Annotated in this window: 13 protein-coding genes, 5 pseudogenes and 1 riboswitch; of the genes and pseudogenes, 11 read left to right on the forward strand and 7 right to left on the reverse strand. The window is 60.6% G+C overall.

The features are described 5' to 3' along the window. Positions 1-21: 21 nt before the first annotated feature. Complete coding sequence (locus tag C8D77_RS34615) at positions 22-894, reverse strand: AraC family transcriptional regulator (protein WP_109672041.1); 873 nt, start codon at positions 892-894, stop codon at positions 22-24. A gap of 229 nt (positions 895-1123) precedes the next feature. Here C8D77_RS34615 and C8D77_RS39170 point away from each other — a divergent pair, with 229 nt between their 5' ends. The 7 genes and pseudogenes from C8D77_RS39170 to metE all read left to right on the forward strand — a co-directional run bounded on the left by C8D77_RS39170 (position 1124) and on the right by metE (position 7343). Beyond that, positions 1124-1588, forward strand: coding sequence for a transposase (locus C8D77_RS39170; protein WP_215732104.1), 465 nt, complete (start codon positions 1124-1126; stop codon positions 1586-1588). A gap of 115 nt (positions 1589-1703) precedes the next feature. Beyond that, a complete protein-coding gene (locus C8D77_RS34625; protein WP_245951963.1) occupies positions 1704-2363 on the forward strand; it encodes an OmpW/AlkL family protein in 660 nt (219 codons plus the stop codon). A 98-nt stretch (positions 2364-2461) separates the two neighbouring features. Next, complete coding sequence (locus C8D77_RS34630) at positions 2462-3694, forward strand: cytochrome P450 family protein (protein WP_109672045.1); 1233 nt, start codon at positions 2462-2464, stop codon at positions 3692-3694. Continuing rightward, a pseudogene (locus C8D77_RS34635) lies at positions 3661-3879 on the forward strand (cytochrome P450); the annotation flags it as partial. The gene C8D77_RS34630 and the pseudogene C8D77_RS34635, both read left to right, overlap by 34 nt. Before the next feature lies 1 nt (position 3880). Next, a pseudogene (locus C8D77_RS34640) lies at positions 3881-4006 on the forward strand (Tn3 family transposase); the annotation flags it as partial. 8 nt (positions 4007-4014) lie between these two features. After that, a pseudogene (locus C8D77_RS39175) lies at positions 4015-4134 on the forward strand (IS1595 family transposase); the annotation flags it as partial. Between the two features lie 560 nt (positions 4135-4694). Continuing rightward, positions 4695-4894: riboswitch (cobalamin riboswitch) on the forward strand. Between the two features lie 118 nt (positions 4895-5012). Further along, positions 5013-7343: a 5-methyltetrahydropteroyltriglutamate--homocysteine S-methyltransferase gene (gene metE / locus C8D77_RS34645; RefSeq protein WP_109672051.1), complete on the forward strand. Its 2331-nt coding sequence runs from the start codon at positions 5013-5015 to the stop codon at positions 7341-7343. 695 nt (positions 7344-8038) lie between these two features. Here the strand turns inward: metE and C8D77_RS34650 are convergent. Beyond that, the gene (locus C8D77_RS34650; protein ID WP_109672075.1) at positions 8039-8287 is read right to left on the reverse strand and encodes a DUF982 domain-containing protein; all 249 of its coding nucleotides are present in this window, start codon (positions 8285-8287) and stop codon (positions 8039-8041) included. Between the two features lie 261 nt (positions 8288-8548). Next, on the reverse strand, positions 8549-8851 hold the full coding sequence (locus C8D77_RS34655) for a DUF982 domain-containing protein (protein ID WP_044549105.1): 303 nt from the start codon (positions 8849-8851) through the stop codon (positions 8549-8551). Positions 8852-9088: 237 nt separating this feature from the next. Between C8D77_RS34655 and C8D77_RS34660 the strand changes: the two genes are divergently transcribed. Continuing rightward, a complete protein-coding gene (locus tag C8D77_RS34660) occupies positions 9089-9553 on the forward strand; it encodes a Ros/MucR family transcriptional regulator (RefSeq protein ID WP_109672054.1) in 465 nt (154 codons plus the stop codon). Between the two features lie 258 nt (positions 9554-9811). Here C8D77_RS34660 and C8D77_RS38905 read toward each other — a convergent pair whose 3' ends face one another. The 4 genes from C8D77_RS38905 to C8D77_RS34680 form a co-directional block, all read right to left on the reverse strand. Then, positions 9812-10411 carry a cold-shock protein gene (locus C8D77_RS38905; RefSeq protein WP_109672057.1) on the reverse strand — a complete coding sequence of 200 codons (600 nt, stop codon included), beginning with the start codon at positions 10409-10411 and terminating at the stop codon, positions 9812-9814. 314 nt (positions 10412-10725) lie between these two features. Beyond that, the gene (locus C8D77_RS34670; protein WP_109672059.1) at positions 10726-11718 is read right to left on the reverse strand and encodes an adenosine kinase; all 993 of its coding nucleotides are present in this window, start codon (positions 11716-11718) and stop codon (positions 10726-10728) included. A gap of 100 nt (positions 11719-11818) precedes the next feature. Continuing rightward, entirely contained in the window at positions 11819-12994 is a 1176-nt protein-coding gene (gene metK / locus C8D77_RS34675) for a methionine adenosyltransferase (protein ID WP_109672062.1), read from the reverse strand. 59 nt (positions 12995-13053) lie between these two features. Beyond that, a complete protein-coding gene (locus tag C8D77_RS34680) occupies positions 13054-14391 on the reverse strand; it encodes a serine hydroxymethyltransferase (RefSeq protein ID WP_109672064.1) in 1338 nt (445 codons plus the stop codon). Positions 14392-15264: 873 nt separating this feature from the next. Here C8D77_RS34680 and C8D77_RS38910 point away from each other — a divergent pair. From C8D77_RS38910 to C8D77_RS34695, 3 genes and pseudogenes are all read left to right on the forward strand, one after another. Beyond that, positions 15265-15684: pseudogene (locus C8D77_RS38910) on the forward strand (IS110 family transposase); the annotation flags it as partial. Between the two features lie 111 nt (positions 15685-15795). Further along, positions 15796-16736, forward strand: a pseudogene (locus C8D77_RS38915) (MFS transporter); the annotation flags it as partial. A 225-nt stretch (positions 16737-16961) separates the two neighbouring features. Further along, entirely contained in the window at positions 16962-17948 is a 987-nt protein-coding gene (locus tag C8D77_RS34695; protein WP_245951961.1) for an NAD(P)-dependent oxidoreductase, read from the forward strand. The last annotated feature ends 92 nt before the right edge of the window (positions 17949-18040 follow it).

Below are 18040 nucleotides of genomic sequence, written 5' to 3' on the forward strand. Positions count from 1 at the left end.
GCGCGCTTTATTGAACGATATTCAAACCGAGAGGTAACGCGCCGGCGTCACCCCCAACACCGCCTTGAAGTGCCGGGTCAGGTGGCTCTGGTCCGCGAACCCTACCGCGACGGCGACCTCGGCGACCTGCTGACCTCGCCTCAGCAGCCGTCGCGCCTGGTCGATGCGGACCTGGATCAGGTAGCGGGTGGGGGGCAACCCGAAATGCGCCTTGAAGCCATCGATCAACGTTGCCTTGGAGCATCCGGCGAGGGCGGCGAGAGCGGCGAGCTGCAGGACTTCGGCCGAGTGGGCATGGATGAAGTCACGCACGGCGCGGAACCTCGGCGGCACCAATTTTCGCTCAGCAACGCGCGACCCGCCGGCCTCTGCGAAGACATAACGCAGGAAACGGATCAGATACTCCTCGATTTCCAGTGCCGAGCTGTGCTCATGTTCTAGCAGGCGCCAAAGCGCGGTGAGGCCGTGCGCAACTGCGACATTCTCCTGGAACGGGCTCTTGAAGTCGATCGTTCCGGGTCCAATTTGGCCTTCCTCAAGGACTTGCCGGATAAGGCATTCGGGCACGTAGAAGATCTTCTGGCTCCAGCCAAGATCGTCACCTGCACCCCCGAAATGCGGTTCGCCGGGCGCGAAGGTCGCGACGGTGCCGCTACCGGCGTGCCAAACCTCACCTCGGCACCAGACATCATGGACGCCTCGCTCGATCAGCCCGATTAGATACTCGTTGTGGACATGCTTGGAGAAATTCTGCCGGTGATAATCCGCCGCCAGATAGTCGAGCCCGCCAAGGACGTCGGAGTGCTTCATCACCGCACGATTGCGCGGCGGCCGGCCCGGGGGCTCAGAACGACTACGCGCCTTTTCGTTGCATTTGATGGCGGTATCGGCCACTTGATGATCAATCCAGGTGGGTCATCACAACGATATCGTGCTCTCGTAGCGAATTTCAAACCGACGCAGGATTAATTGCCGCGCGAAGAGGAGCCTGCCGCAGTGCGGGCAGCGGATTGGCGGGATTGATCGTGACTGAAGCTTGGGATTTAGACCCGAGCGACGCGTGGCCGGATGGCCGATATCGAGAAAACCAAGCGCTATCCCCCTCCGATCTGACGGATGAGGAATGGTCGCGCTACAACCGTTCCTGGCGGGCGCGGCCAAGACCGGGCGGCGCGTGGTGACGGACCTTTGCGAGGGCTTGAACGCGATCCGCTACATGGCCCGATCGGGTGGCGGCTGGCGCATGCTGCCAAAGGATTTCCCGCCCATATCGGTCGCGGTCGAGACGCCTTACGGACACGCCCACGGACTGCGCCAACTGGCTGGAACGTCCCCCGGCCTGACGACCGAGCAGCAGGCGACGATCAAGGCGCTGAACGCAGGATACGCCAAACTCGAAGCCGAGTACGAGCATGCCAACGAACTGGCGGCCGATGTTGACGAACGGCTACCCGGGGCGGCTACGGCTGCACTCATTGTCGGAACTCCGACGAAGTCGGACATGAGACACAGCGCTAACAGAATGATCGCGTTGTTCTGCAATGATTTTCTCATTTGGCACGACATATGCGGGGGCTCTCCCGCATGAGCGCTCCGTCAATCTCGAATGATGCGGGCAGAATTCAATCAAGGCGCAGTGCGTCGCTTCTGAAGATCAAGGAGAGAAAAGTATGGCGAGAGCGCGAATTGGCGTGGCGCGGGCAATGACAGCGGCTGTCGTCCTCATCGTTGCGGGACAGGCTGACGCGGCAGATGTTCATCAAGCCGCGAGCGTCGCGCAGGCAGAAGCCGGGGTCGCGGAAGCGCCAAGCCCCTGGCAGATCCGCCTGCGGGCGTTGGGGGTGATCACTGAGGATTCGGGCTTCGTCAACGCGGTGCCCGGCTCCGGTCTTTCGTATTCGAACACCGTGACGCCGGAACTCGATATTTCGTACTTCTTCACGGACAACATCGCCGCCGAACTCATACTCGGCACCACCTATGCCAACATCGATGGCCAAGGTGCGATCGGCGGGCTTGGCAAGGTCGGCAAGGTTTGGCTGCTGCCGCCCACGCTCACATTGCAGTATCGTTTTACCGATTTCGACGCCTTCAAACCCTATCTCGGCGCCGGCGTGAACTATACGATCTTCTATCATCAGCAAGCCGGCAGCGCCGATGATCTCAAGGTCAAGAACACATTCGGCGCCGCGCTGCAGGTCGGATTCGACTACATGGTGGACCAGCACTGGGGCGTCAACTTCGACGTGAAGAAGCTTTTCCTTAAGCCCGACTTCGACGTCACTGTCGCCGGCGCCAAGCTCACAGGCAAGGCCAAGCTCGATCCCTGGTTGATAGGCGCAGGTCTGACCTACCGCTTCTAAGGACGAACCACACTGAAAGGGGACACTTTTCGAAGTCCGCGCGCGGATCATCCGTGCCGAGAAGTGGATCCGCGATGGTTCTTAGAGGAGTTGTTGGCATGCGCGTAGAAAACGATCATTGCGACGTGATCGGTGTGCCGGCCGCTCCCACGCAACTTGATCGTCTTTCTTCTGCGATTCTGCGGCAGGGGGGGATGGCGCGAGTGTCGCTGCCAGGCGATGTGGTGACCTGGGCGGCAGCCCGTCACGAGACGCTCAGGCAGATGCTTTCCGACCAGCGTTTCAACAAGGACTGGCGACAGTGGCGGGCGCTGCAGGACGGCGAGATTCCCGAGGATCATCCGCTGATCGGGATATGCAAAGTGGACAATATGACCACGGCGCACGGTGCCGATCACCGGCGCTTGCGCGGCCTGCTGTCCAGCAGCTTCGCGCCCAGTCGGATCGCCTTGCTGGCGCCACGGGTCGAACAATGCGTCGATCGACTCCTCGCCGAGATGGCGCAGCGCGGCGGCAGTGCCGATCTGATGTGCGAGTTCGCCGCTCCGCTGCCCACCAACGTGATCGCCGAACTGTTCGGTTTGCCGGACGAACAGCGCGAAGAGATCGTCGCGCTCACCTACAGCCTGGCAAACACCTCCTCCACAGCCGAAGAGGTGCGACAGACGCGGCAGCGCATCCCGGAGTTCTTCCGTCGCCTGATCGCGCTCAAGCGGGGCCAGCTCGACGATGATCTGGCTTCGGCCCTGATCGTCGCGCGTGACAATGGCGAGCTCGTTTCCGACACCGAGCTCATCGACATGCTGTTCATGGTGCTCTCTGCGGGCTTCGTGACCACCGCCGGCGTCATCGGCAATGGCGTGCTGGCATTGCTGACGCATCCGCAGCAACTGCACCTGGTGCGCAGCGGCCAAGTTCCGTGGTCACAGGCGATCGAGGAGATCCTGCGCTGGGGCAGCTCAGCGGCCAATCTGCCGTTCCGCTATGCCACCCAGGACGTGGAGATCGACGGATGCATGGTCCGCCGCGGCGATGCCGTCCTGATGGCGTTCCATGCGGCGAACCGGGACGAAAAGGCCTTCGGCCCCGGCGCCGACAGGTTCGATGTCACCCGGCGGCACAACCCGCACCTGTCGTTCGGCGAGGGGCCGCATTCCTGCCTGGGCGCTGCGCTGGCGCGCCTGGAATTGCGCTGCGCCTTCCCCGCGCTGTTCGGGCGGCTGGAGGATCTGGCGCTGACCATCGCTGCGGAGGACGTCGTCTACATGCCGTCTTACGTCATTCGCTGCCCGCAGCGCCTGCCGGTCAGCTTCCGCCCTTCCGTCGCTTAGAGAGTGCGGCATTCACCCCGGATTCGGTGATTCTCGGTTCGCCGGGGTGGCTGGTCTCGCACGAGGGGGGCGAGCATGCCCGGTTACGCACGATCGTGGCGCCGGCCTTCAGCAATCGCAGGGTGAAGCTGCTCGCGCAGCAGGTCGAGGCGATCGCCGCGCAGTTGTTCGAGACGCTGGCGGCATGAGGCCCAGCAATACCGGGCGTCGGGCTTGAACCTCGTCACCGCGGCGATCGTCTATTGGAACTCGATCGATAAGGCCGACGCGGTGGCGCACCTGCGGGCACAAGGCGAAATCGTCCCGGACGAGCCATGTAGTCGCGCGCGCCGCCGGCGCTGCAACTACTGAGCGTCTTTTCGCGCCGCCACAGGGCGTCAGATGCGCCAAAGCCGTACGGCGGAATCATCATCAAATCAACCGTAGCTGTCTTTGGTTGATAAAGGCCGCGTTGCTTCGCGGGCCTCGTCGCAGAAGGCTTTCACGAGCTTGCTCGGACGCGGAAATCAGTAATAGACGGTCGCATCAGGCGCATGGAACTGGGGCTCCAATGAAACCGATCGAGTCGTCTATTCTCGCAAACCACTGGCCTGATTTCGTCCCACCACGCTTAGAGTGTCATTTCGCCCTCAGCCGGACCCGACCCCTTGATGGCGAGGCGTGCAATTCGTCCAATGGGACGTGTCAAATTTGGAGAACTCGACTTCCACCATCAATCTCGGTCACCCTGTCAACACGCGGATACCACATCGATCGCAGATGTACACGGCCGCGCTCCAATGCGCTGAGGCCAGCCGGTCAACGTCGGCCGCATGCGCAACGCCTGTTGTGACAGGCTCTTTTTCGTGCTCATGGGGACAAGGACCTCTCCGAGCCTGCACTGATGAGAGGCCGCATCGTATGCGGCTTTTGGGCGAAAGAGACCGATCAGCGCGATGCATTATTCGCATCATCACATAAACATCTCGTTATATGGTATTGACAGGGAGCGAAGCGGCTGTGATTGTGCGCATGTCATGGTTCTCCGCGCGGCAGTGCCGTAGCGGAGCTAAGAGGGAAACCGGTGCGATGCCGGCGCTGCCCCCGCAACTGTTAGCGGCGAGCCAAGCCCATTGATGTCACTGAGGCGAACGGCCTCGGGAAGACGGGCAGAGGCTTTGACCCGCGAGCCAGGAGACCTGCCACGACGAACAACGTCCACGGGCGGGGTGTCTCGGTGGTCGCGGTAGCCCGGCTTCGTGCCGGCCTACTCGCGCGTTTCCTTGGCCCCACGCCCCAACCATCGGGGTATGGCATGACTGTCTCTCAACAAATTCCTGTGGCAACGCTCGGCGTGCCGCGTATCGGTCGACGGCGGGAACTGAAATTCGCGCTTGAAAGCTACTGGTCTGGAAAATCTCCCGCTGCCGACCTGCTCGCGACGGCGAAGGCGCTGCGTGCCGCCAGCTGGAGGGAGCAGCACGATCGCGGCGTATCGAAAATCCCGTCCAACGATTTCTCGCTTTACGACCAGGTGCTCGACACCGTCGCCATGGTCGGCGCCGTGCCGGCACGATACGCCTGGACTGACGGCGAGGTCCCACTCGACATCTATTTCGCCATGGCGCGCGGCAACCAAGGTCAGGCCGCGGATTGTGGACATGCCGGTCACGAGCATGCGGCCAACGGGCATGGCCTTGCCGCGATGGAAATGACCAAATGGTTCGACACCAACTATCACTACATTGTGCCGGAACTCACGGATGATCAGAGCTTTGCCCTCTCGTCGGCGAAACCGGTCGATCATTTCCTCGAGGCCAAGGCGCTCGGCATCCACACGCGCCCGGTCCTGCTTGGACCGGTTACCTTTCTCAAGTTGGCGAAGTCACCTGAGGAAGGTTTCAACCCTATCGCGCTCCTGCCTCGGCTGCTGCCCGTCTACGAGGAGCTCCTGCGGAGGCTGAGGCTCGCGGGAGCCGATTGGGTGCAGATCGATGAGCCGGCGCTCGTGCTCGACCTGATTCCCAACGAACAGGATGCGCTCCAATTCATCTACTGCCAGCTGTCGAAAGCAGCACCCGAGCTGAAGATCATGGTCGCGACCTATTTCGGATCGCTGGGAAACAATCTCGAGACCGCAATTTCTCTGCCCGTGGCAGGACTGCACGTCGATCTCGTGCGCGCTCCCGAGCAGTTGGAGGCCGTCGGCCGGCTCGCGCAAAAGGAACTTGTCCTCTCGCTCGGACTGATCGACGGGCGCAACGTCTGGCGCGCGAACCTGCCTGCCATACTTGACCGCATCAAGCCGATCGTCGCCGGCTGGCCGTTGGACCGCGTGGAGATCGCCCCGTCCTGCTCGATGCTGCATGTGCCGATCGACCTGGACATGGAGACGGCACTCGATGCGGATGTGAGGTCGTGGCTCGCCTTCGCGGCGCAAAAGACCGACGAGCTGGTCGTGCTCGCCCGTGCCCTGGCCGAAGGCCGGGACGCGGTCGCCGCCGAATTGGAGGCCTCGGCTGAGGCTGCCGCAGTTCGCGCGACATCCGCGAAGGTGCATGATCCGCTCGTCGAGGGCCGGGTCGCCAGCATCGAGGTCGGCATGACGCGCCGGAAGAGCGCATTCGCCGTGCGCTCCAAGCTTCAGGCCGACACGTTTGGCTTGCCTTCCTTCCCCACCACGACGATCGGCTCGTTTCCGCAAACAGCCGAGGTTCGCAAGGCGCGGGCAGCTCATGCCAAAGGCGAGCTGAGTCACGTCGACTATGAGGCGTTCCTGAAGAAAGAGATAGAAGCCACCGTTCGCTGGCAAGAACAGATCGGACTCGACGTGCTGGTCCACGGCGAATTCGAACGCAACGATATGGTGCAGTATTTCGCCGAGCAGCTCTGCGGCTTCGCCTTCACGCAACACGGATGGGTGCAGAGCTATGGCTCGCGCTTTGTGCGCCCCCCGATCATCGTTGGAGACGTGTCGCGACAAAACCCGATGACACTCCACTGGTGGCGATATGCCCAGTCGCTGACGCCAAAGCCGGTGAAGGGCATGCTTACCGGCCCGGTGACGATCCTCAACTGGTCCTTCGTCCGAGACGACCTTGCGCGCTCAGCCGTCTGCCGCCAGGTCGCGCTCGCCGTTCGCGATGAAGTGAGCGACCTCGAAAAGGCCGGCGCCAGGATGATCCAGATCGACGAAGCCGCACTGCGCGAGGGCTTGCCGCTTCGCGAGGCCGACTGGGAAACCTATCTCAACTGGGCCGTCGAATGCTTCCGGCTGGCTTCAACGGCCGTCGGCGATGCGACTCAGATCCACACCCATATGTGCTACTCCGAGTTCGGCGACATCGTGGACGCGATTGCTGCAATGGATGCCGATGTGATCTCCATTGAAACCTCGCGCTCGCAGATGGAACTGCTCGATACGTTTCGAACCTTCAAGTATCCGAACGAGATCGGTCCTGGTGTCTATGACATTCACTCGCCGCGGGTCCCGGAAGTGGGCGAGATTTCCAACCTCATCATGCTTGCGCGCGAGCGATTGTTGGATGGCCAACTGTGGGTGAATCCCGACTGCGGTCTCAAAACGCGCAGATGGGAGGAGGTCCGCCCTGCCCTGGTGAACATGGTGGCTGCGGCACGCGCAATTCGGGAAAAGGCGCAGACTGGGTGAGGCTTGGTTACACTCGCCGGCGGTGTGCGGCAACGGCACACCCGGCCGATCGGGGGAGTCTATCCGGTGCACCAAAGAAATCGAGCTGCCGGTGACGAAGCGCCTCGGCGACCTTGGCCTGGCAGGCCCTTGTTATGGCGCGTCGAAGTCAGCTGTTCCAGAGGCCGGCGTTGGCGGGCGATCGAAGGAGGCCGGCCCTCGAATGAGCCGGCCAGAGACACGACGGCTCACGTCAGCCAGTTCGGATTATTCCGGATTGGGATCATCCAGTGTCACTATCGTCTCCCCGACCTTGGTCGCCGAAACCCCGCTCCCGACCATCGGGAAAGGTATCGGCGATCACGCGGCGCCGGTCTGCGGAGCGTGTTCCGGGAACCGGATGCAGGGCCAAGCTGGGGAATGTTCAAACGGCATTCTGGAGACTATTGAGCGGCATCGACGCTCTGCCATCTGCAGCGGGCCAACTCCCGCTCAATGGCTTCGTCTGCCTCTGTCTCCAATCCCGATCGCCGCGAAGGCGAAGCCGAGCGGCCGCAGCTGACTGGCGAACCCCTTGCGTTTTGATGGTCAAGATCCGGGGCCGGACCAGGAAAGCCATCGCGGAAAGTGGCTCCTGGCGGAGTCGGCAGGGGTGTTCGAACCGCGCCCAATAGCGATGCGCAGATGGCCGAAATTCATGAGCGGCGTCCTAAATCTCAATAGCCGCGTAGAATGCGTGCTTCGAGCGCGGCCGCGACGAAAGCTCGTCGAGCAGCTGGTGGATGTGTCTTACCGCGTAACACCTGCAGACAGGTGTCCATCGCTATTCTGCGTTTATCGGTCTCATGATGCAGATCCCGCAGCAAGATAGCGGCCGCGTCGTTGACGTCGAACACGATACGCTCCGAGCTGCGGCGGCTAACCTGAACAACGACTGGCCTCTCAAATCTGATCAACCCGGTCATCCCCTCCTCCACAGCCACTATACGGCAAACAGCCGGCTCGCATTTATTTACTTAGCTGAATGCGACCGCTGCATCTGCGCCACCGAACCTGGGCATTGGCGACCAGCGATCGCCATGAGCAGCGTCTGGCCATGGTGAGCTTGCGTGCGATCTGCGGTTTTGCAGTTGGTCTGCTTCTCATTCGCGTGGTCTAGCTGTGAAACCTGAACATACTGCACTCTTTGATGCGCCTCGCGCCAGTCTCAAACACTTCGTCGAAGTCTACACCTGCACTTTTCCACTGCCCGATCTGCAGGCGGCGATCCACTGCATCGCGGAGGTTGAATCTTCCAAGATGGCGACCCGCTTCGCAAAGCCGAAAAAGGCATTGCGCGCCGTGCTTACCGGCTTGCGCCCATCGTATGCATCGTAGCATGCCCTAAGGGCGGCTTCGTGGATCATGTCTCTGCGATCTTCAGGCCATTCATTGAGAAAATCGATTGCATCCGCCAGGCCAGCAATCTCTTGGATGATGTGCGTTGCGCGCTTCACGAAAAGCGGGCTGCTGAAAGCCTCAGCGTTCATTAGTTCCTCCAACCTTCCAAATAGCCAATTTGTGTGAAGAGGCGCCGCATCGACGCGAGGCGACCCTGACACAATGTGTTGTCAGGGCGATGACGGTTCAAGCGGAACATCCGCGACCGGGGTGCGTAGCGATCCGCCACATCATGCAATGGCTTTGGTTGCCATCAAACGCGGTCGTCACTATTAAGCTACGAGAAGATTCTTACCCGCCTAGTCTAAGCCCGAAGGAGCGTTTTCATGACCGAAGAAACTGAGACCAAAGCTGAGAACCTCATCGAACTTACCGCCCATGTCGTCTCAGCCTATGTTTCGAACAATCCGGTTCCCGTCGGTGAACTGCCTGGGCTTATCGGCCAGATCCACATCGCATTGAAAGCCACTGCTGGTGGTGCCGCACCAGAAAAGTCAGAAGCTCTCAAGCCTGCCGTACCGATCAGAAAATCGGTTACACCCGATTACATTATCAGCCTTGAGGACGGCAAGAAGTTCAAGTCGCTCAAGCGTCACCTGGCAACCCACTATGGCCTTACGCCTGACGAATATCGCGCGAAATGGGAGCTGCCGACGGACTATCCCATGGTGGCGCCGAACTACGCTGCGGCGCGGTCGGCATTGGCCAAGACCATGGGGCTGGGCCGCAAGCCGAAGGAACCGGGAGTGCCGGCACCTGCCAAGCGTGCCCGCAAGAAAGCCGCAGCCTGACCTCACTTTTCTAAAGATCGACTAAGCGAACGCAGCATGATTTCGCACTTGCGAGATGAGATTGTGCGTTGCAATATCCGCGGCGATCGGTATGATCATGGGTGTCGGCCATCTACTCCTCCCAGATGTGGTGCCGACGCTGAATGGGGCGCACCTCCTCCCGCGTCGCATTCGAAATCGAGCCCGCTGCCACCTCCTCCCGGCAGCGGGCTTTTTCTTTGTTGAGCCAGGATTTCGGTAGGGCAAGCGCATTTGGCTCTAAAGGAGGCGAATGCTCCGGACTTCCAAGCCTTTCTTGCCCTGTCCGCATTGGACAAACACCTTCTGGCCCTCCATCAGCATGCTCAGTCCTGAGCGGGTTAGCGCGGTGGCATGAACGAAGATGTCCTTCTCACCGTTTTCAGGAGCAATGAAGCCGAAGCCCTTTTCGGAATTGTACCATTTAACGGTGCCCTCGCTCTCGAACCGGGCACTCGTCCCCGCGGTGGAGTCTCCAGTGCGACGCGTATGCAGCTTAGGTTTCGCGGTCTGATCGCCGACCTCCATCACTTGCGCGACCTGATGACCTCTTGGACTTTCTTCCGTTGTGACCTTGAGACGCGTTCCCTCGGAAACACCGCGGCTTCCGGCCGCCTCCAGCACCCGGATGTGCAGATAGGCCTCGATGCCCTCCGGCAATTTGACAAAGCCAAAACCCTTGCTGGTGTTGAACCACATCACTTCGGCGTCGACAGCGCGCGCGGTTACAGTGGACGAACGCTGAAAGTAGCTTGGCTCGGAAGGCCGTTCCGAAAAAGAAACCGCGTCATCGTCATGGCGACGCCGGCGTGGCTCGCGATGGTCTTTATATTTGCCCATGATCGTCTCGACTTACTGATCAACGCAGTGCGCTCCCCGGCAGGATAACCTCAATCGGCCGATACGTTCATGTCAACTCACCAGTTGGTCGCTTACCCGGTCTGTCGCATCACGACGCGGCCGACCTGGTGCGACACGAGGTCGACCACGGCGGGTGACCAAGATATGCGACAGGTCGAGCTGCTGATCGGAACGCTTCCTATATCCCACGGTAGCAAGTTCGCATTAGACGGCGACACCGCCAATCAAACTTCGATCGTGACATGCCGCAGGCTGCCGTCTCACGCGAATGCGCACCTCGTTGAGTCGCCTGGCTAGATCAATCCCGCCTGCCTGGCCTCGTGGCGCAAGTTCTGCCGCGGCCTTGGCCCGATCTGCTGGATGACGAGTCCGGCCGCCAGTGAGCCAAGGTCGCCGCAGATCTGCAGGTCGCGGCCTTGCGTGTAGCCGTGCAGGAAACCGGCAGCGTAGAGGTCGCCGGCGCCGGTCGTGTCGACCAATTCGTTGATCGTCGTCGCCTGGATGGTGACGGTCTCATCGCCGCGCACGATGACCGAGCCCTTCTCCGAGCGGGTGACGGCGGCGATCTTGCAGTCCTTGCGGATAGCAGCCAGCGCCTCGTCGAAGGAAGCGGTCTGGTAGAGCGACTTGATCTCGTGGCTGTTGGCGAAGACGATATCGACCGTGCCGGAGCGCACCAGGTCGAGGAATTCGTCACGGTAGCGGTCGACGCAGAACGAATCCGACAGCGTCATCGAAACCTCGCGGCCTGCCGCATGGGCCAGCCTGGCCGTCTGCCGGATGGCCTCCTTGGCGCGCGGCGGGTCCCACAGATAGCCCTCGAAATAAGTAACCTTGGCGCCCGACGCCTTGTCGGCCTCGACGTCCTCCGGCCCGAGTTCGATGCAGGCGCCGAGATAGGTGTTCATCGAACGCTCGCCGTCGGGGGTGACGAAGATCATCGAGCGCGCTGTCGGCGGCTGGCCTTCGAGCGGCCTGGTGTCGAAGGCAACACCCTGGGCATGGATGTCATGGGCATAGATTTCGCCGAGCGGGTCGTTCGATACCTTGCCGAAGAAGGCAGCACGGCCGCCAAAGCTCGCGACGCCTGCGGCCGTGTTGCCGGCGCTGCCGCCCGAGGCCTCGATCGCCGGGCCCATGCGGCTGTAGAGCAGCTCGGCGCGGTGGGTGTCGATGAGGTTCATCGCGCCCTTGATGATGCCGTTGGTCTCGAGGAATTCCTCGTCGCACTGGGCGATGATGTCGACAATGGCATTGCCGATGCAAAGCACGTCATAATCCGGCATCAATGTCTCCGCCAACTACCCACCGGCTTTCTGCTATGCCGGCCAGGCGCGGGTCTAGCGAGTTGAAATGGGTTGCCGCATGCGCTTGATCCAGCGGCCCTCACGCAGCTGCCGGTCCTGCTTCACGCAGCAAGTCGTCGGCTCTGTCCGTCTTCTCCCAGGTGAACTCAGGCTCTTCACGGCCGAAGTGTCCGTATGTCGCAGTCTTGCGGTATATCGGGCGTAAGAGATCAAGCATCTTGATGATGCCTTTCGGTCGGAGATCGAACAGCTCAAGAACAAGGCACTCGATCCTTTTTTCCTCAATCCTTGCGGTTCCAAAGGTGTTGACCATGACAGAAACCGGACTGGCCACGCCGATCGCGTAGGCAAGCTGAACCTCGCAGACCTCCGCAAGGCCGCTGGCAACGATATTCTTCGCGACATACCGGGCGGCATAGGCCGCCGAGCGGTCAACCTTGGATGGGTCCTTGCCCGAAAAGGCGCCGCCGCCGTGACGCCCCGTTCCACCGTAGGAATCGACAATGATCTTGCGTCCAGTGAGGCCGCAGTCCCCGGCAGGCCCACCGACCACGAACCGGCCGGTTGGGTTGACCAGAAATCTGATCTCCGAAGTATCCAGGTGGGTCGGCAGGACCGGTTTTATGATCTCCTCAATGACGCCTTCGCGGACTGTATCTTGGGAGACCGCCTCGTCATGTTGCGTTGACAGGACGATGGTGTCCAGCGCAACCGGGCGGAGACCCTCGTAGCGTACGGACACTTGGGATTTCACGTCCGGACGCAGCCAGCCAAGCTGTCCCGTTTTCCGGACCTCTGCCTGTCTTTTCGTCAAATGGTGAGCGAGTTGGATCGGCAAGGGCATCAAGGTTTCGGTCTCGTTGCATGCGAATCCAAACATGAGGCCCTGATCCCCCGCCCCCTGCTCGAGATCCTGCCCTCGTCCTTCGTCAACGCCCTGGCTTATGTCGGGCGACTGCTCGGTGAGAGCCAGAACGACGGCGCAACGTCGACCATCAAAGCCGATGGCATCGTCGTCGTAGCCAATGTCGAGGATCGTATCGCGGGCAACTTGGCTGTAATCGATCTCCGCGTGGCTGGTGATCTCTCCAGCCAGAACGACCATCCCTGTCTTCACCAACGTTTCACAGGCGACGCGCGCCTTCGGGTCGGTGCGGAGGATCGCATCGAGGATGGCATCGGAGATGTTGTCTGCCATCTTATCGGGGTGTCCCGCGCCGACGGATTCGGAAGAGAACACGAACTGCCTGGTCATGGAAATGTCCTCGCTTCAAGTGTTGGAGTTAGGTGGGGAGTTTCTGGATTCGGGCGGCCTTACCGGTCGCTGACGCCGGGAACATCGAACGCAGCGCAGAAGTCGGCAACGTCTCTTCGCACGTTCGCATGAACTTTCTCGTCGTCGGGCTGGCGGCAGACCAAATCAATAAAAGCGGCGATCTGCACCATTTCCTCTTCACGCATGCCCATGGACGTCACTGCCGGCGACCCCAAGCGGATCCCGCTTGTAACCGCCGGGTCGCGCGGGTCGCCCGGCACCATATTAAAGTTCGTAATAATGCCTGCCCTTGCCAGGCGCTCGGCATAGGCTTTCCCTGACAGCGGCCGGGCCCGCAGATCAAGGATCAGCATGTGATTGTCAGTCCCGCCGGTGACCAGGTCATAACCACGGTCCAGAAGCGCCTCGGCCAGCGCCTTGGCATTCCTGACGATCTGGTGACCGTAGGTGCGGAAAGCGGGGGTCGCGGCTTCCTGCAAAGCAACAGCTAACGCGGCGATGATATTCATGTGCGGCCCACCTTGCAGTTGAGGAAACACCGCGCGATCGATCCGCCTGGCGAGATTGTATTTACTAGTGGGATGATAGAGCGCCTGATAGCGATCTTCATTCTTCGATAAAATAAAGCCTCCACGAGGCCCGCGGATCGACTTGTGAGACGTGCTGGTGACGACGTCGCAATGGGCCACGGGATTCGGATGCGCTCCGGCGACAATCAGGCCGCTGATGTGCGCAATGTCGGCCACGAGATAGGAGTTCGCCTCCGCAGCGATTTCGGCCATTGCCGCGTAGTCAAAAATACGCGGATAAGCAGTTCCGCCTACCCAAATTAGCTTCGGCCGTTCCCGCCTGGCTGTCTCGCGCAAGCGGTCATAGTCAATTTGCTGCGTCTTTTCGTGCAGCCCATATGGGACGCGTTGATAGTCAGTGCCGGAAAAATTGACGGACCAGCCATGAGTCAGATGGCCGCCTTCGGGTAAAGGCAAGCCCATGACTTTGTCACGAGGGCTCAAAAGCGCACGATAGACGGCCTGGTTAGCTGGTGAGCCCGAATAAGGCTGGACGTTGGCGTGCTCACTACCAAATAGCGCTTTCAGGCGTTCGATCGCGAGGGTCTCAAGCTCATCGACGATCTCGTTTCCGGCGTAGTAGCGCGCACCGGGGTACCCCTCGGCATACTTGTTCGTGAAGATCGAACCGGTCGCTTCCAGCACGGCCGAGGAAGCAAAGTTCTCGGATGCGATGAGTTTGAGCGTCGTCCGCTCCTGCCGCTCCTGTCTTAGAAGCAGTTCGTGAACGTGGCAATCGACCGCGGCCAGGCTAGCCTGTCCGTTGGTGTCGAGTCGCGCGATGGCGCCGTCGGCGGAGTTGTCCATGGTAGTCGCGCTCCAGTTGGCTTGATCTATTTCACGATCAAGCAGCAGTCCCTTTCGACCACGCCTCCTGTACGGCCTCGAGCCGTTCCAGGTCCCGCTTATGGTAACCATCGTCGTGGGGCAGGAGATCGACCAGGAATTGAACCAGCCCTCCGTCCTTGCCCCCTGCATTGAGATGATATGAGGACCAAGGACGTTGTCCGTTGCAGCAAAGAAAGTCGGCTCTGGCCAGCATCCGGACGTGTCGCGCAACGCGCTCCCGACGAAGCTCGAGAATCGCCGCCAGTTCGCGGACAGTCAGGTCGGCATGCGCGCAAAGGCCCAGGATTCGAAGGCGATCAAGATGCGCTGCCTTCCTTAGGCGATTGACCAGTGTCATCATTGGTCAGCACGACGCCAAATAGAAGACCCGAACCTTCGTCCTGCTGGCTTTGTCATTTCGTTCCCAAATGTTGTTCGGCGGCGGACAATAAAACGACACTAGGTTTCTGCCGCCACTGAAGTCGGAATTTGTGGTGAGCCTACCATTGACAGCGATTTGCGATCGCAAAGATTGCGTGAATTTCCTTGAAGGATCTGTTGCAACGCCCAAACAAGAACGCAACGAGATTGGCGAGGCGCTGGTAAGACGGCAAGCTGGCGAACTGCTTGGCCAAGAGGGAGGCGATCGGCGCCACCTTGTATACTACACGAGAGAGATTTCGTGGGATTAAAGCGATTGAGCCAAGGTCCGGGTGGCCGCCCGGACCTTGGCTTGGCGAAGTCGCCCGTACCACCTGAGGTTACAGCCGCGGGAGAGCTTGGGTCCTTCGCCTTCATCACGCACGACCGAACAGTCGCTTGGTTCCAACCGTACGCACAAGGCAGGTTACCGTGAACAGGATTATTTGTGGAGTTTATGTTTCGAAAGATTGGCTGGACGCGCATGTCTGGCCTGGCGGAGCGGCAGCGCGCTTCGCCAACGACGCGGCGGGGATCGCAGCTCTTTGGCTGTTCTGCCGCAGCCATGGCGCAGCCCTTGCGGTGATGGAGGCATCGGGCGGCTATGAGCGGCTGGGGTTCATGCTTTTGTGGGCGCACGGCATGCCGTGCGGGGTGGTCAATGCCAAGAGCGTGCGCCGTTTCGCCGAGGCGATGGGCTATCTTGAGAAGACCGACAGGATCGAAGCCGCTGTCATCGCCCATTACGGCGTAGTCAAAAACACGGTGGCGACGCCACCGCCAAGCGCTGCCCAGCAACGGCTTGCCGCGTTGGTTGGCTGGCTTTGCCAGATTGTCGGCGATGCGACCATCAACAAGCAGCGCAGAAGTGCCGCACGCGACGCCGAGGTATGCGCCAGCGTCGAGGCGATGCTGGCCTTCCTCAAGCGCGAGCAACGGCACCTGGACGGCGAGATTGCCTCGATGATCGATGACGATCCGCTGTGGGCCAGGCTGGAGCGGACCTTTCGTTCAATCTGGCTCGCCACCCAGGTCTCTTCTCTCGGCTGGCTGATGCAGACTGTCGCCATCAGCTGGCTGATGGCAACGATCTCGAATTCCGATCTGATGGTGGCGCTGGTGCAGGCTACATCGAACCTGCCGGCGTTCATTTTGTCCGTGTTCGCCGGGGCTCTGGCCGGCAATTTCAGCCGGCGCCGGGTCATGTTCGCCGGTCTCTGCCCTATGGTGATAGCCTCCGCTGACCGCTGTTGTGGCGCTCGGCTTTGTCAGTCCGTGGATGATCCTCGGCTTCAGCTTCCTGATCGCATGCGGGGGTGCTCTCCACAATCTCGCCTGGCAGGCCTCGGCTGGCGATATCATGGACCGACGCGATGTTCCTGCTGCCGTGACCTCGCTCTCCGTCGGCTTCAATACTGTACGGACAGTGGACCCGGCACTCGGCGGCATCATGGTTGCATCGTTTGGGCTTTTAGCAGCTTTGCCGTTACGACGCTCACCTATCTGGTTCCCCTTGGCATATGGCGCTGCAAGTGGAAGGTGCGCTCGTCACCTCTTCCACGCGAGTCGATGAGGACGGCGATCCATGACGGGCTGCGCTTCACGGCGATATCATCGGAAATAGGCGGCAAGCATCCCAGTCTCGCGCTGCTGCCGCTGGTTGTCCGCGATCAGCCGGGAGGAGGGCCGCTCGCCTAAGGCACGCTCATGGCCGGCTTCGGGACGGGCGCCGTCTCGCCGGCATCTCCAGCAGCACATTCAGACGTAGCTTGTCGCAAGAACGCCTGATGAGGCTCTCCTGCATTGCTTGCGCGGCATGCTCCCTTTCTCTGGCACTGACCTCTTCAATTGCAGTGGCGGCAATTGCACTCGCCTTGGGCGGAGCGGGTTGGGTCAGTTGGTCGACCCGGACGAAAGCCTCTCTAACTCCGCCCTAATGCGATTCACAATTGTGAACTTGCCCACTAAAGAAATTTTATCGTTGGCGGCAAACTTGAAATATAAATGCAAAATGTCTTCATATATCTTGCCTTGATTCTACCGCAAATTCGGTTTTATATCATTGATAAGCTACTATTTGGCGCGCAAACCAAGAGACCAGCGCTACTGTACTTCTGAATGGAAATCTAGTGTCTGCCGCAGAAGCTGTAAGCGCCGCTCATTTCCGCAACGTCGAACGCATCGGATTCATCGGTACCGGCAGCATGGGACGACCGATGATCGCCAAGCTCCTGGAAGCCGGCTATCCGGTAGACGTCTACGACATCAAGCCCGCAGCCTCGAAAGACGTGGTCGAAAAGGGGGCCCGGTGGCATGACGCACCGCGCGACGCGGCCCGCGATTGCGAAATTGTCATCACCTGCCTGCCGCTGCCACACGACGTCTTTGACAACATGACAGGCGAGCAAGGCGTTTTGGCCGGAGTGGTACCGGGAGGCGTCTGGATTGATACGTCCACCACCGACTACCACAACACGATCGAGATCGCCCGCCGGGCCGCGGCAATTGGCGTGGATTCACTAGAAGCGCCCGTGAGCAACTTGTCCCACATGGGGGTCGATTTCGCCAATGTCAGCTTCTTCGTAGGCGGGCCACTAGAAGCCTATGTGCGTTGCGAAACGGTGTTGCAAATCATGGGAGCCGTCTCCTTCCATGTCGGAAACATCGGTCAGGGCCAAGCTGTCAAACTGTTGACGAACCTGCTCTTTTACACTGCAGCCGTCGCGAGCGGCCACGCCCTCTGCCGAAGTGTGCGCGAGGGCATTCCGGCGCAGCAGGCGTGGCGTGAGTTTGTCGGTTCTTCAGCGAACTCCGTTGCAGTCGAGCAATTCGCCCCGTTTCTCCTGGATGGCAGCTACGATCGCTCTTGCGCTCTGGAGATCACGGTGAAGGATATGGGCTTGACCGTCCAGCTGGCCGACGAACTGCGCGTGGGACTGCCGATCGGGCGCGCGGTCGAAAAGCGCTATAGCGAGGCGGGACGGAAGTTCAACCGATACGACAGCCATCTGCGAGTCGTCGAGTTGGCGGAGGCGGTCTTCGGCGTTCGATTGCAAGTGCCGGGCTATCGCGCACCATCCAAGTACGGTGCCAACCCCGCGTATCCACCAGACTGAACCGCACCGGGTTGATCGGAGGCTCCAATTCCTGAGAAGGTGGAGCCATGACAAGCAAGACGACCAACAAGTTCTCTCCCGAAGTCCGGACC

Origin of the sequence: Mesorhizobium loti (genome assembly GCF_003148495.1) — a bacterium.
GTDB lineage: Bacteria > Pseudomonadota > Alphaproteobacteria > Rhizobiales > Rhizobiaceae > Mesorhizobium > Mesorhizobium loti.